We start from the raw sequence: 12,147 nt of genomic DNA, 5'->3' as shown, positions 1-12,147 counted from the left end.
CGCCTCGGCGGTTGGACCGGATACTACGGTAAACCAGGACCCATCACGATCCTCCAGGGCCTGTTGGCCCTCAGGGCCATGCTCAGCGGCTGGAGGATCGCTCGCGATGTGTGAATCAAATAGGGTCTAGCCGGGGCATGACAGCGAAGTGTGGAGCAATCACCGCCGCTCGCGAAAGAACTCCTTGAGCAGCCGCGCCGCCTCGCTCTCGCCGACGCCGGAATAGACGTCCGGCGCGTGGTGGCAGGTCGGCGAGGCGAAGAACCGCACGCCCGATTCCACCGCGCCGCCCTTGGGGTCGGCGGCGCCGTAATAGAGGCGCCTCACCCTTGCAAACGAGATCGCGCCCGCACACATGGTGCAGGGCTCCAGCGTCACGTAGAGGTCGCAGTCGACCAGGCGCTCGCTGCCGATCTTTTTCGCCGCCTCGCGCAGCGCAACGATTTCGGCATGGCCGGTGGGGTCGCGGTCGGTCAGCGTCCGATTGGCGGCGGTGGCGATGACCTCGTCATTGCGGACCACCACGCATCCGATCGGAACTTCGCCCGCTTTTCCGGCATTTTCGGCCGCCAGAAGCGCCAAATCCATGAAAGAGGGGGCTTTCAAGCCTCGTATCATCCGAAGAAACCTGCTAGTAGCTGCGCCTTCAGCAGAAGTGCTTACCGGTTTTGCCTGGGCATGCGGCTCCGAACGAGCGCGCACAATGCTCAACGGCCACCCCCTTGAGTGAGATCATTCATGCCTCGCGACAGCGACAAAGACAACGATTCCCGCGGCCGGCGAGGCCCCGCCAAAGGCGGCCGTTCCGGCAAGGCGCGCGGCCCCGAGAAGAAGTTCGCCAAGCGCGGTTTTGAGGGCAAGAGCGAGGGGAGGGGCGATCGCGACAGCCGCCCGCCCCGTGGTGACCGCGACAGCCGCGCGCCCCGCGAGGGTAAACCGTTCCGCCGCCGCGAGGAGGGCGATGCCCCGCGCCGCGATTTTTCCGACCGTCCCCGCTTCAAGCGCGATGACCGCGGCAGCGAGGGCCGCGGTGAGCGCAGCTTCAAGCCGCGTGGCGACCGTCCGTTTTCCGATCGTTCCTCGCGCGATGGCGAGAAGCGCCCATTCAAGCCGCGCGGTGATCGCCCCTCCTATGGCCGCGACGACCGTCCGCCGCGGAGCCGGGATCGCGACGATTCCCGTCCCGCCGGCCGTTCCGGCGACAAGAAATTCGGTGACAAGCGGCCCTACGCGCCGCGTGGCGATCGTCCGGAACGCAAGTTCGATGGCGAACGGAAGTTTTCGCGGGGCGGCCCTGATCGCGACCGCGGCGAGCGCGGCGATTCCAAGCCGTGGCAGAAGCGCGACGACCGTCCGCGTGGCGATCGGCCGCCGCGCAAGGATTTTAACAGTGGCCCGCGCAAGGATTTTAGCAGTGGCCCGCGCAAGGATTTCGGCGGCCGTGATCGCGGCGAGGACAAGCCCTGGCAGAAGCGTGAGGGCGGAGCCGGCCGCGAAGGTGGCCGCGGCGACGACCGTCCGCGCTTCTCGCGTTCACGAGACGATCGCGCATCGGGTGATCGTCCGTTCCGCGAGCGGCCCAAATTCGATCGGCCGCGCGAGGATCGTCCAAAGTTCGATCGGCCCCGTCGCGATGGCGATGGCGACCGCGGCGGGCGTGGTGGTGACCGGCCGAAATTCAATCGTCCGCGCGAACGCTCGGAAGGCCGTTCCGACTGGCACGAGCATCCGCGCAGCGAAGGCCGCTTCGGTGATCGCCCGCGTCGAGAGAACGAGGACGACAGCAGGATTTTCGAGAAGCGTCCGGCCTTCGGCGGCCGCGGCGCCTATCGCGAGCGGGACCGCGATTTCGACCGCCGGCCCCGCCGGGAAGAAGAGCCGAAGCCGAAGAAGGCCGGCGAGCGCATCGCCAAGGCGCTGGCGCGTGCGGGGCTTGCCTCGCGGCGCGATGCCGAGGAAATGGTCACGCAGGGCCGCGTCACCGTCAACGGCCGTGTCATCAACTCGCCCGCGCTCGACATTACGAAGAACGACGTCGTTCTGGTCGACGGCAAGCCGTTGCCGGAGCGCGAGCGCACGCGGCTGTTCCTCTATCACAAGCCGCGCGGCCTGATGACCACGCATGACGATCCCGAGGGTCGTCCGACCGTGTTCGACAACCTGCCCGAAGGCCTGCCGCGGCTGATCTCGATCGGTCGGCTCGATTTCAACACCGAAGGCCTGCTGCTGCTCACCAATGACGGCGGGCTCGCGCGTACGCTGGAGCTGCCGGACACCGGCTGGCTGCGCCGCTATCGCGTTCGCGCCCATGGCGACGTCACCCAGGCGCAACTCGACGAGCTCAAGAACGGCATCGAGGTCGAGGGCGTCAAATACGGTCCGATCGAAGCGACGCTGGAGCGCGACCAGGGCGCCAATGTCTGGCTGGTGTTCGCGATCCGCGAAGGCAAGAACCGCGAGGTGCGCAATGTCTGCGCTCATCTCGGGCTCGAGGTGAACCGGCTGATCCGTGTTTCCTACGGTCCGTTCCAGCTCGGCGAGGTGCCCGAAGGTCAGGTCGAGGAGATCAAGTCGCGCGTGCTGCGTGACCAACTCGGCGACAAGGTGATCGAGAAGTCGGGGGCGCAGTTCGACGTGCCCTCGAAATCCGCCTCGCGCGTCGACGATGCGCCGCGCGAGACGAAGCCCGCCAGCAAGCGCGCGGTGATCAACGACCGCAAGGGTCGCCGCGTGCTGGTGCAGCGCACCGGCAGCGAGGAGGCGCGCGAGCGCAACGAGGAAGAGGCCAACGGCTACGGCCCGCCGCGCCGTCCCAAGCGCGGCTATCACGGCAAGCGCGATTTGACGCCGAAGGAGGACTAGCTTGCGCGTCGTCGGCGGTCGATTGAAGGGGCGCAATCTCGCCTCACCGTCCTCGCGCGACATCCGCCCCACGGCGGACCGCCTGCGCGAGTCCGTCTTCAACATCCTCGTGCACGCCTATGACGATCCGATTGCGGACGCGCGCGTGCTCGATCTCTTCGCCGGTACCGGTGCGCTCGGCATCGAGGCGTCGTCACGCGGCGCGAAGTTCACGCTGTTCGTCGACAACGGCGCGGAGGCTCGGGCGCTATTGCGCAATAACGTCGAGTCGCTCGGCCTCGGCGGCGTGACAAAAGTCTATCGCCGCGATGCGACCGATCTCGGTCCCGCGCATCCGGTCGAGCCGTTCTCGCTGGCGTTCCTCGATCCGCCCTATGGCAAGGGGTTTGCGGAGAAGGCGCTGGCAAGCTTGCGCGATGGCGGCTGGCTCACGCCCGGCGCGTTGATCGTGGTCGAGGAGGCCAAGGCGGCGCAGTTTGCGACGCCGGAAGGTTTCGAGGAATTGGAGCGGCGGGCGTATGACGACACGGAGTTCGTGTTCTTGCGTAGGGCGGATTAGCGAAGCGTAATCCGCCGTCGGCTCCGCGGATTCAGCTGCCGTAGGGTGGGCAAAGCGAAGCGTGCCCACCACCTGTCTCGATCATGGAGAGATCGTGGGCACGGCGCGTTGCGCCTTTGCCCACCCTACGGCACCTTCACCACGGCACCGTCACCTTCGCCCGAACAGCTTCTCCACATCGCTCAGCTTCAGCTCGACATAGGTCGGCCGGCCGTGATTGCACTGGCCGGAGTTCGGGGTGTCCTCCATCTCGCGGAGCAGGGCGTTCATCTCTTCCGGCCGCAACCTTCGGCCGGCGCGCACCGAACCGTGGCACGCCATGGTCGCCGCGACGTGCATCAGGCGGCGCTCGAGCGGCAGCGCCTCGTCCCACTCGGCCATGTGCTCTGAGAGATCGCGCAGCAATCCGCCCGCATTGGTCTTGCCGAGCAGCGAGGGCGTCTCGCGCACCGCGACCGCGCCCGGGCCGAAGGATTCGATGGCGAGACCGAACGATGCGAGCTCCTCGCTGCGCTCCAGGAGGCGCTCGACCGTCGCCTCGTCCATCTCGATGATCTCGGGGATCAAGAGGATCTGCCGCTGCACGCCGTTCGCAGCCAGCGAGGCCTTCAGCCGCTCATAGACGATGCGCTCATGCGCGGCATGTTGGTCGACGATGATCAATCCGTCGCGGGTCTGCGAGACGATATAGGTCTCGTGGATCTGCGTGCGCGCCGCGCCGAGCGGGCGGTCGACCAGATCGCTGACGGGCTGGGACTCGATCCGCACGTCCGCACTGGGCGCGCCGACGTCGAAGGCGGCCTGCGTGCGCTCTGCGAAAGCGGGTGCGGCCGAGCCCTCGAATGACGGCATCGGCGCAACGGGCGCGGACGGCGAAGCCCGCCAGTCCCAGCTTGCCGGACGCGGCGGCGTGAAGGCCGGCCGGAACGAGGACAACGCGCTCTCGCCGCTGTTGGCGGCCGTGCGTCGGCCCTCCCGCGCGAGCCCGTCCTTCAGCCCGTGTACGATCAGCGCGCGGACGAGGCCGGCGTTGCGGAAGCGCACTTCGGTCTTGGCCGGATGCACGTTGGCATCGACCTCGCGGGGATCCAGCGTGACGAACAGCGCCAGCACGGGATGCCGGTCGCGTGGCAGATAATCGGCATAGGCTCCGCGCACCGCCCCCAGGATCAGCTTGTCGCGGACCGGGCGGCCGTTGACGAAGAGATATTGCCCGAGCGCATTGGCTTTGGTCAGCGCAGGTGCCGCGGCATAGCCGGCGACGACGACGCCCTCGCGCTCGGCATGGACCTCGAAGGCATGGCTGCGAAACTCAGCGCCCAGAATGTCGCCGAGCCGCGTCAGGCGACCGGCGGCGCCGGGCAGCGCCGCGGCCCAGGTCACCGGTGCGCGCTCCTCGCCCGCCAGCGTGAAGGCGATATCGGGCCGCGCCATCGCGAGGCGCCGCACCACCTCGCGGATCGCTTCTGCCTCGGTGCGGTCGGTCTTCAAAAATTTCAGCCGGGCCGGCGTCGCATAAAAGAGGTCGCCAACCTCGACACGGGTGCCATGCGCCAGCGCCGCCGGCATGATCTCGGACTTCTCGCCGCCCTCGACCGTGAGCGCCCAGGCGTGCGGCTCACCGGCATGCCGGGTGGTGATGGACAGTCGTGCCACCGAGCCGATCGAGGGCAGCGCCTCGCCGCGGAACCCGAGCGTGCGGATCTGGAGCAAATCCTCGTCGTCGAGCTTCGACGTGGCGTGGCGCTCGACCGCAAGCGCGAGGTCTTTCGCGGTCATGCCGCCGCCGTCGTCGGTGATGCCGATCCGGCGCCGCCCGCCGCCATCGGTGAACACGTCGATCCGGCTCGCGCCGGCATCGATCGCATTCTCGACCAGCTCCTTGACCACGCTCGCCGGACGCTCGACCACCTCGCCGGCGGCGATGCGGTTGACGACCTGTTCTGGAAGCTGGCGGACGGGCATGAGGTTCTGACTTGGATTCGCGAACAGCGCTACTCTAGGCCGTGTTGCGTCAAAAGCATGTGTTGGGCAACAGCCGTGTGGCCGCCTGGGGAAGAGGGTTGCCTATCACATTGAAGACATTGAGCGTTCGAGAAAATTGCGTAACCGGAATCGGCCGACATCCGACGACGGTCCGGATTGTGAGGCGCCGGGCAGCGGTGTAGCATCGTGAAAAAACGGCAACAGGACGGGAGGACGCCATGTGCCATCTCTTCGCGCATCAGCCCCAGGGCGATTACGAATCCCAGACCCGCTCCCTGCGGATCGATGGCCATTGCACCTCGATCCGGCTGGAAATGGCGTTCTGGGACACGCTGGAGGAGATCGCGGCCAGGGAGGCCATGAGCCTCGGCAAGTTCCTGACGACGCTCTACAACGAGGTGCTCGACCATCATGGCGAGGTCAATAATTTCGCCTCGCTGCTGCGCTGCTCGTGTCTGATCTATCGCTCGAAGAGCATGGCGACGGTGCCGGAGTTCAAGGCGACGGTGACGCCGATTCTCGATGCGGCGGAGTAGTCGTTGCTGCAAGAGACCGCATCCGCATTCTCGGTGTCGTCCCGGTGCACATGACGGCAACGTACGATCAAATCTCCTTCTTCTGCATCGCCCCCGCAATGTAATCCGCCTGCCGGATCGCCAGCGCGACGATGGTCAGCGTCGGGTTGCAGGCCGCGCCGCTGGTGAACTGGCTGCCGTCCGAGACGAACAGGTTCTTGACGTCGTGGCTCTGTCCGAACTTGTTGACCACGCCGTCGCGCGGCTTCTCGCTCATCCGGTTGGTGCCGAGATTGTGGGTGCTCGGATAGGGCGGCGTCGGATAGGTCACGGTGGCGCCGACGGCGTCGTAGACCGCAGCGCCCTGCTTGTAGGCGTGCGCGCGCATCGCGAGATCGTTGGGATGATCGTCGAAATGTACGCTCGCGACCGGCTGCCCGAACTTGTCCTTCACGCGAGGGTCGAGCGTGATGCGGTTGGTCTCCTGCGGCATGTCCTCACCGACCAGCCACATGCCGGCCATCCTGGGATAACCGTCGAGCGCTGCGGTGAATGGACGGCCCCAGGCGCCGGGATTGAGGAACGCCGCCATGAACGGCAGACCGATCGACAGCGTCTCCATCTCGTAGCCGCCGACGAAGCCGCGCTTCGGATTGTTGGCGGCCTCATCGCGGATGATCCCGGCCATGGTGGTGCCGCGATACATGTGCACGGATTTCTCGAACACGGCGTAGACGCTGCCGGTCATGTGCCGCATGTAGTTGCGGCCGACCTGGCCCGATGAGTTGCCAAGGCCATCGGGGAACATGGTCGAGGCGCTGTTGAGCAGCAGCCGCGGGCTCTCGATCGAATTGCCGGCGACCGCGACGATGCGCGCCTTCTGCCGTTGCATCGCGCCGCTCTCGTCGGCGTAGACGACGCCGGTGACCTTGCCGCCAGCGTCATGCTCGATCTTGATCGCCATGCTGCTCGGTCGCACTTCGAGATTGCCGGTGGCCTCGCCCTTCGGGATCTCGGTATAGAGCGTCGACCATTTCGCGCCGGATTTGCAGCCCTGGAAGCAGAAGCCGATCTGCTGGCAGGCGCCGCGGCCGTCGCGCGGCTGGCTGTTGATCGCCATGTTGCCGGTGTGCACCGTCTTGTAGCCGAGCTTCTTGGCGCCGGCTTCCAGCACCTTGAAATTATTGTTGCCGGGAAGGCCGGGAATGCCGTTGGTGCGGGTCACGCCCATCTTGTTCTCGGCCTTGGCGTACCACGGCTCCATCTCGGCGAGCGTGACCGGCCAGTCCAGGAGGTTGGCGCCGGGAAGGTTGCCGTAGGTGCTCTTCACCCTGAACTCGTGCTCGTCGAAGCGCAGCGAGGCGCCGGCCCAATGGGTCGTCGAGCCGCCGACCGCCTTGACGATCCAGGCGGGAAGGCCGGAAAAGTCCTTGGCGACGCGCCACGTGCCGGACGTGGTGCGCGCATCGGTCCAGGCGAGCTGCGAAAAGCTCTCCCACTCGTCGTTGACGAAGTCGTGGTTCTCGATGCGGGGACCCGCTTCGAGAATGACCACCTTGACGCCCTTCTGCGCGAGTTCGTTGCCCAGCGTGCCGCCGCCGGCACCGGAGCCGACGATCACCACAACGCTGGAGTCGTTCAGATCGAATTTTGCCATATGCGTTCTCCTGAACCGTTGGGGTGGGTCTCAAGCCTTCGGCAGCCAGTCGATGTCGGCGAAGCCACGGTTGATGTAGCCGCCGTGCTCGGCCGAGGAGCCCTCGTAGCCGAACCGTGGCCAAACCTCCTTCTGGTTGTAGAGCGACACGATGAGGTCGCCGCGCACCTTCTGGAAGAAGTCGCTTCCCTCGATCTCCTTCAAGAGAACCACACGGTCGGCTTCCCATGGCACTTCGACATAGGGCACCTTGTGGCGATCCCGCGCATTCTGATCGAGCCGCGTGATGCCGTCGCTGATCAGCGATTTGACGGACGCGTCCTTGGCCGCCTTGCCATCCCACGGCTTGATCGCGGTGATGTAATAGCTGTCGCCGAGCACGTCGTGCGGATAGATGTCGCGCGCGACTTTCAGCAGTGTCTTCATCGTCGCGGGCGAGAGCGTGCTGGAATCATCGGCCCACGCATCCTCGATGCTGACAGCGACGCTGGTCGCGACCGCTACGACCGGCACGGCGGTCGCTGCGCCCTTGAGAAAGACGCGACGGCTGTGCTTGCTTCGACGATCGACTTCTCTCATGGCATTCCTCCTAAGCTTTTTTGGTTTAGGTTGTTATTTGAGCATGATCTTTTCGGAAAACCGCTGCGCACTTTTCCGGATCATGCTTTAGTTGAAACGTCCACCCCGCTGGATCACCTCGATCTTGTAGCCATCGGGATCGCTGACGAAAAAGAAGCGCGCCAGCGTCCTTCCGTCGTGCTTGAAATCGCGTAAGGGCCCCGGCGCGAGCTTCTCGCGCTCGAAGCGGGTATGCTCGGCCTCGAGATCCTCGACCACCACGGCGAGATGGCCGTAGCCGTCGCCGAGTTGGTACGGCTCCTTGCGATCGAAATTCACCGTCAGCTCGACCTCGAAAGGTGAGGAGGGGTGACGCAGATAGATCAGGGCAAAGTCCGCGAATTTCAGATGGTCGGCGACTTCGAGGCCGAAGGCGCGCCGGTAGAAGTCGAGCGAGCGCGCCTCGTCGAGCACGCGGATCATGGAATGGACCGGCTTTGCCATTCAGTTCTGCTCCTTCAGGTAAGCGATGATGGCGGCGCGCGTCTCCGGCTTGCCTTGCCGATAGGCCATGACGACGCCGGGAATGACGGCTTGCGGATTGGTCAGCCACGCGTCGAGCCGGGCTTCGTCCCAGGTGAAGTCTGAGTTCGCGAGGCCTTGCGAATACCGAAAGCCTTCGACCTTGCGGGCGGGACGGCCCACGACCTTGAGCAGCGGCGGTCCCTGGCGCGCCGGCTCCGACAGGTTCGTGGTGTGACACACCGCGCATTGTTGCTTGAAGAGTGTCGCGCCATCCGGCGGTTTTGCGGCCGGCAAAGGCATTTGCGCGTCGGCAACCCGCGCCACCAGCACCATCGCGGTGCACAATCCCAGCACGAACGCTCGCATCGTCTAGAGCTGCCCATCCACATCAACCTGCGCAAACTCTAGGCGGCGTCAGATGGGCGGTGGTAGTAGCGGGCTGTTTCGCTGCGCGCGGAGATGCTCGTGATGTGCAGTGTTCCGCGCTGCCTTATATGCGGAGCACAATTCCGCGAAACCGCCGTCAAATCCCTAAACGATCACCACACCATGCGCATTGCATGGCGATTGCGCCGCTTGAACTCTCGACGCGATGCAATGGTCCGGTGCAGATGAGCGGCGTGTGCGCCGCCGGGCCATTCGTCGCGAAACAATCCAGGAGAAATGGATGAAGTTGGTGAAGACCTCGATGATCGCATGCGCTCTGTCGGCTCTCATTGCGACGCCCGTTCTCGCGCAAAGCGCGCCCCCCACGGCCAAACCGGGCGGCACCGTGCAGAGCAAACCCATGCAAGGCAGCACGATGGGCACCGGCGACGAGGAGATGAATGCTCAACCGGGCGCGGCGGGCGAGAAGACCGGCATGAAATCGACCAAAGGCACCAAGGGTACGGTCGGCACCACGGGTAGCGCTGCGCACAAGGGAACGGCCGACGATGCCACGACGGGCGGCGCAGCCCCTTCCAAGCGTTACTAGTCCAGCCGGGTAAAACGGCACAACTCCGGTCGCCTCGCGGCCGGAGTTTTTTGCCGCGCTAATTAGTCGTCGAAGCGCCCGCCGCGTCCGGCCTTGACGTCGCTGCGGCGCTTCTTGCCCTCGAGTCGGCGTTGCTTTGAGCCAAAAGTCGGCTTTGTCGCCCGCCGCGGCTTTGGCCGCACCATGGCCTCGCGCAGCATCTCAGTGAGGCGATCGATGGCATCCTGGCGGTTGCGCTCCTGGGTGCGGAAGCGCTGCGCCTGGATCACGATCACGCCGTCCTTGGTCATGCGCTGACCGGCGAGGCGGGCGAGCCGGATCGCCGCATCCTCCGGCAGGGTCAGCTTGCGCGCGTCGAAGCGCAGCTGCGCCGAGGTCGCGACCTTGTTGACGTTCTGCCCGCCCGGGCCGGAAGCACGGACAAAGCCGATCTCGATGTCGTCCTCGTCGATGACGAGATCGCGGGATATCCGCAGCATGGTGGCACCATTCGTGATGTCCGGACATATCGCGGACGTCTGCGTTGGGCAATGGTGCTTGGTGGAAACGCAAATGGCCGGGCGAGCCCGGCCATTTCAGGACATCTGAGGGGACGTCAGTTCGACTTCGTCGCTGGAGCCGCGGAGGGCTGCGCCGCGGCCTGCGGGGCGCGGCCGACGACGACGGTCAGGAGACCCTGGCCCCAAAGGCGCTTGGCGGCGGCCTTGGCGTCGTCCAGCGTCACGGCATCGACGATGGCGTTGCGCTTCTCGATATAGTCGATCGGCAGCTTGTCCTGCTGGTACTGCAGCAGCGCCTGTGCCAGCTTGGAGGAGGTGTCCAGCGCCAGCATCTGCGAGCCCTTGAGATAGGACTTGGCCTCGTCGAGCTCCTTCTGCGTCGGACCTTCCTCGGCGATCCGGCGCACTTCCTTTTCAATGGCATCAATGGTGTCGCCGGCGCGGTCGGCGCGCGTGCCGGTATTGCCGATGAACACCGCCGAATGCTCCATCCAGAGCAGCGATTCGAACACGGAATAGGCGAGGCCTCGCTTCTCGCGGACCTCGCGATAGAGCCGCGAGGACAATCCGCCGCCGCCGAGGATGTGATTGACGACATAGGCCGCCATGAAGTTCGGGTCGGAGCGCTTCACGCCGGGGCCGCCGAACGTGATCACGGTCTGCGGCACGTCGAGGGTCACGAAGGCGCGTTGCGGCGGCTTTGCGGCCTCGACGTCCGGAACCGGCGTGAGGTTGGCTTTGGCGGGCAGGCTACCGAACGTATGGTCGAGCAGCTTGCCGAGGGTCGCCGGATCGACGTCGCCGACGACAGCGATCTTCAGCCCATCCTTCGCAAGCACGCGGCCGACATAGTCTTTCATGTCGGGGACCGTGATGGTCGGCACGCTGTCGAGGTTGCCGTTGGTCTGCCGGCCATAGGGATGATCGCCGAAGGCGACCTCCAGGAATTTGCGGCTCGCCAGCGAGGTCGGATTGGTGGTTTCGCGGCGCAGGCCCGAGACGACCTGCGAGCGGATGCGTTCGACATCGGCGGTGTCGAAATGCGGCGAGGTCAACGCGCTCCTGAGCAGGTCGAAGGCCTCGTCCTTGTTGTCGCGCAGCATGCGCAAGCTGCCGCGGAAAGTATCGCGGGTGGCGCTGAAGGAAAGCTCGATGGCGCGGCGGTCGAGCCGCTCGTGGAAGGTCTTGGAGTCGAGATCGCCGGAGCCTTCGTCGAGGAGATCGCCGACCAAATTGGCGATGCCCGGCTTGTCCTTGGGATCCTGCGCCGAGCCGCCGGCAAAGGAATATTCCATGGCGATCAGCGGCACGGTCGCGTCCTGCACGAACCAGGCCTCGATACCGCCCGGCGAGACCAGGTGCTGGATCTTTGCGGCCGCCTGCGACGGCGAGACCGAAGCGAGCGCAAGCGCAGCGCCGGTGGCAAGGGAGAATGCAGCGCGTCGAAGGAAAGGATAGGTCACGAACGCTTCTCCTCGCGCTTGGTGGCGGCGGTGTCCTTGATCAGATAGCCCGTCACCGAGCGCTTCTTCTCAAGCCATTTCTGCGCAACGGCGCGGACCTGCTCGGCGGTGACCGCGCGGATGCGGTCGGGCCAGCTCCTGATGTCCTCGATCGACAGGCCCGTGGTCAGCGCGCCGCCATACCAGCGTGCCAGCACCGCCTGATTGTCCTGGGCGTAGATCGCCTCAGCGATGAGCTGGGTCTTGACCCGCTCCAGATCCTCGGCGCGGATCGGGTTCTGCGCGACATTGGCGATGACGCCATCGACCGCCTGCTCGACCTCGGCGAAGCTGACGCCGGGTTTCGGTGAAGCCGAGATCGCGAATTGGGTCGGGTCGAGCGAGATACTCGAATAGCTGGCGTTGGCGGAGACCGCGAGCGGCTTGTCGACGACGAGGGCGCGGTAGAGATAGGAATTGCTGCCGCTGCCCATCAGCTGCGCCAGCACGTCGAGGGCGGCGCTTTCACCGGCCGCGGCCGTGGTTGCCGAGGGCACCAGATAATAA

13 protein-coding genes are annotated in these 12,147 nt (G+C 65.7%); 4 read left to right on the top strand and 9 right to left on the bottom strand.

Features of this window, described 5'->3' with window-relative positions:
* Positions 1 to 159 precede the first annotated feature (159 nt).
* The gene (locus CV770_RS38855) at positions 160 to 618 is read right to left on the bottom strand and encodes a nucleoside deaminase (protein WP_104466071.1); all 459 of its coding nucleotides are present in this window, start codon (positions 616 to 618) and stop codon (positions 160 to 162) included.
* Positions 619 to 738: 120 nt separating this feature from the next.
* Here CV770_RS38855 and CV770_RS38850 point away from each other — a divergent pair, with 120 nt between their 5' ends.
* The gene (locus CV770_RS38850; RefSeq protein ID WP_201760230.1) at positions 739 to 2,862 is read left to right on the top strand and encodes a pseudouridine synthase; all 2,124 of its coding nucleotides are present in this window, start codon (positions 739 to 741) and stop codon (positions 2,860 to 2,862) included.
* A 1-nt stretch (position 2,863) separates the two neighbouring features.
* Entirely contained in the window at positions 2,864 to 3,421 is a 558-nt protein-coding gene (gene rsmD, locus CV770_RS38845) for a 16S rRNA (guanine(966)-N(2))-methyltransferase RsmD (protein ID WP_104466069.1), read from the top strand.
* 150 nt (positions 3,422 to 3,571) lie between these two features.
* Here rsmD and mutL read toward each other — a convergent pair whose 3' ends face one another.
* The gene (gene mutL, locus CV770_RS38840) at positions 3,572 to 5,386 is read right to left on the bottom strand and encodes a DNA mismatch repair endonuclease MutL (protein ID WP_104466068.1); all 1,815 of its coding nucleotides are present in this window, start codon (positions 5,384 to 5,386) and stop codon (positions 3,572 to 3,574) included.
* 239 nt (positions 5,387 to 5,625) lie between these two features.
* On the opposite strand from mutL, the gene CV770_RS38835 reads away from it, so the two are divergent.
* Entirely contained in the window at positions 5,626 to 5,943 is a 318-nt protein-coding gene (locus CV770_RS38835; protein WP_091958671.1) for a ribbon-helix-helix domain-containing protein, read from the top strand.
* 67 nt (positions 5,944 to 6,010) lie between these two features.
* Here CV770_RS38835 and CV770_RS38830 read toward each other — a convergent pair whose 3' ends face one another.
* The 4 genes from CV770_RS38830 to CV770_RS38815 form a co-directional block, all read right to left on the bottom strand.
* Positions 6,011 to 7,579: a GMC family oxidoreductase gene (locus CV770_RS38830; RefSeq protein WP_092255222.1), complete on the bottom strand. Its 1,569-nt coding sequence runs from the start codon at positions 7,577 to 7,579 to the stop codon at positions 6,011 to 6,013.
* Between the two features lie 30 nt (positions 7,580 to 7,609).
* On the bottom strand, positions 7,610 to 8,158 hold the full coding sequence (locus CV770_RS38825) for a Twin-arginine translocation pathway signal (protein ID WP_091958665.1): 549 nt from the start codon (positions 8,156 to 8,158) through the stop codon (positions 7,610 to 7,612).
* A gap of 87 nt (positions 8,159 to 8,245) precedes the next feature.
* Positions 8,246 to 8,641, bottom strand: coding sequence for a VOC family protein (locus CV770_RS38820; protein ID WP_091958662.1), 396 nt, complete (start codon positions 8,639 to 8,641; stop codon positions 8,246 to 8,248).
* Positions 8,642 to 9,028, bottom strand: coding sequence for a c-type cytochrome (locus tag CV770_RS38815; RefSeq protein WP_104466067.1), 387 nt, complete (start codon positions 9,026 to 9,028; stop codon positions 8,642 to 8,644).
* A 301-nt stretch (positions 9,029 to 9,329) separates the two neighbouring features.
* On the opposite strand from CV770_RS38815, the gene CV770_RS38810 reads away from it, so the two are divergent.
* Positions 9,330 to 9,638 carry a hypothetical protein gene (locus tag CV770_RS38810; RefSeq protein WP_104466072.1) on the top strand — a complete coding sequence of 103 codons (309 nt, stop codon included), beginning with the start codon at positions 9,330 to 9,332 and terminating at the stop codon, positions 9,636 to 9,638.
* Positions 9,639 to 9,700: 62 nt separating this feature from the next.
* On the opposite strand, the gene arfB is transcribed toward CV770_RS38810, so the two are convergent.
* The 3 genes from arfB to CV770_RS38795 all read right to left on the bottom strand — a co-directional run.
* Positions 9,701 to 10,117: an alternative ribosome rescue aminoacyl-tRNA hydrolase ArfB gene (gene arfB, locus CV770_RS38805; protein WP_018321949.1), complete on the bottom strand. Its 417-nt coding sequence runs from the start codon at positions 10,115 to 10,117 to the stop codon at positions 9,701 to 9,703.
* A 116-nt stretch (positions 10,118 to 10,233) separates the two neighbouring features.
* Entirely contained in the window at positions 10,234 to 11,601 is a 1,368-nt protein-coding gene (locus CV770_RS38800) for a M16 family metallopeptidase (RefSeq protein WP_104466066.1), read from the bottom strand.
* The coding region (locus CV770_RS38795) for a M16 family metallopeptidase (protein WP_146101440.1) at positions 11,598 to 12,147 on the bottom strand (550 nt) is incomplete at its 5' end. The genes CV770_RS38800 and CV770_RS38795, both read right to left, overlap by 4 nt.

It is taken from the genome of Bradyrhizobium sp. AC87j1 (assembly GCF_002936975.1).
GTDB classification, from domain to species: Bacteria; Pseudomonadota; Alphaproteobacteria; order Rhizobiales; family Xanthobacteraceae; genus Bradyrhizobium; species Bradyrhizobium shewense.
Note: the sequence above shows the minus strand (reverse complement) of the source record. Positions and strands in the feature narration are given on the sequence as shown.

Coding starts and splice junctions, on each gene's coding strand:
- CV770_RS38855 (WP_104466071.1), bottom strand. CDS start 618: ATGATACGAGGCTTGAAAGCCCCCTCTTTCATGGATTTGGCGCTTCTG.
- CV770_RS38830 (WP_092255222.1), bottom strand. CDS start 7,579: ATGGCAAAATTCGATCTGAACGACTCCAGCGTTGTGGTGATCGTCGGC.
- arfB (WP_018321949.1), bottom strand. CDS start 10,117: ATGCTGCGGATATCCCGCGATCTCGTCATCGACGAGGACGACATCGAG.
- CV770_RS38820 (WP_091958662.1), bottom strand. CDS start 8,641: ATGGCAAAGCCGGTCCATTCCATGATCCGCGTGCTCGACGAGGCGCGC.
- CV770_RS38825 (WP_091958665.1), bottom strand. CDS start 8,158: ATGAGAGAAGTCGATCGTCGAAGCAAGCACAGCCGTCGCGTCTTTCTC.
- mutL (WP_104466068.1), bottom strand. CDS start 5,386: ATGCCCGTCCGCCAGCTTCCAGAACAGGTCGTCAACCGCATCGCCGCC.
- CV770_RS38810 (WP_104466072.1), top strand. CDS start 9,330: ATGAAGTTGGTGAAGACCTCGATGATCGCATGCGCTCTGTCGGCTCTC.
- CV770_RS38815 (WP_104466067.1), bottom strand. CDS start 9,028: ATGCGAGCGTTCGTGCTGGGATTGTGCACCGCGATGGTGCTGGTGGCG.
- CV770_RS38835 (WP_091958671.1), top strand. CDS start 5,626: ATGTGCCATCTCTTCGCGCATCAGCCCCAGGGCGATTACGAATCCCAG.
- CV770_RS38850 (WP_201760230.1), top strand. CDS start 739: ATGCCTCGCGACAGCGACAAAGACAACGATTCCCGCGGCCGGCGAGGC.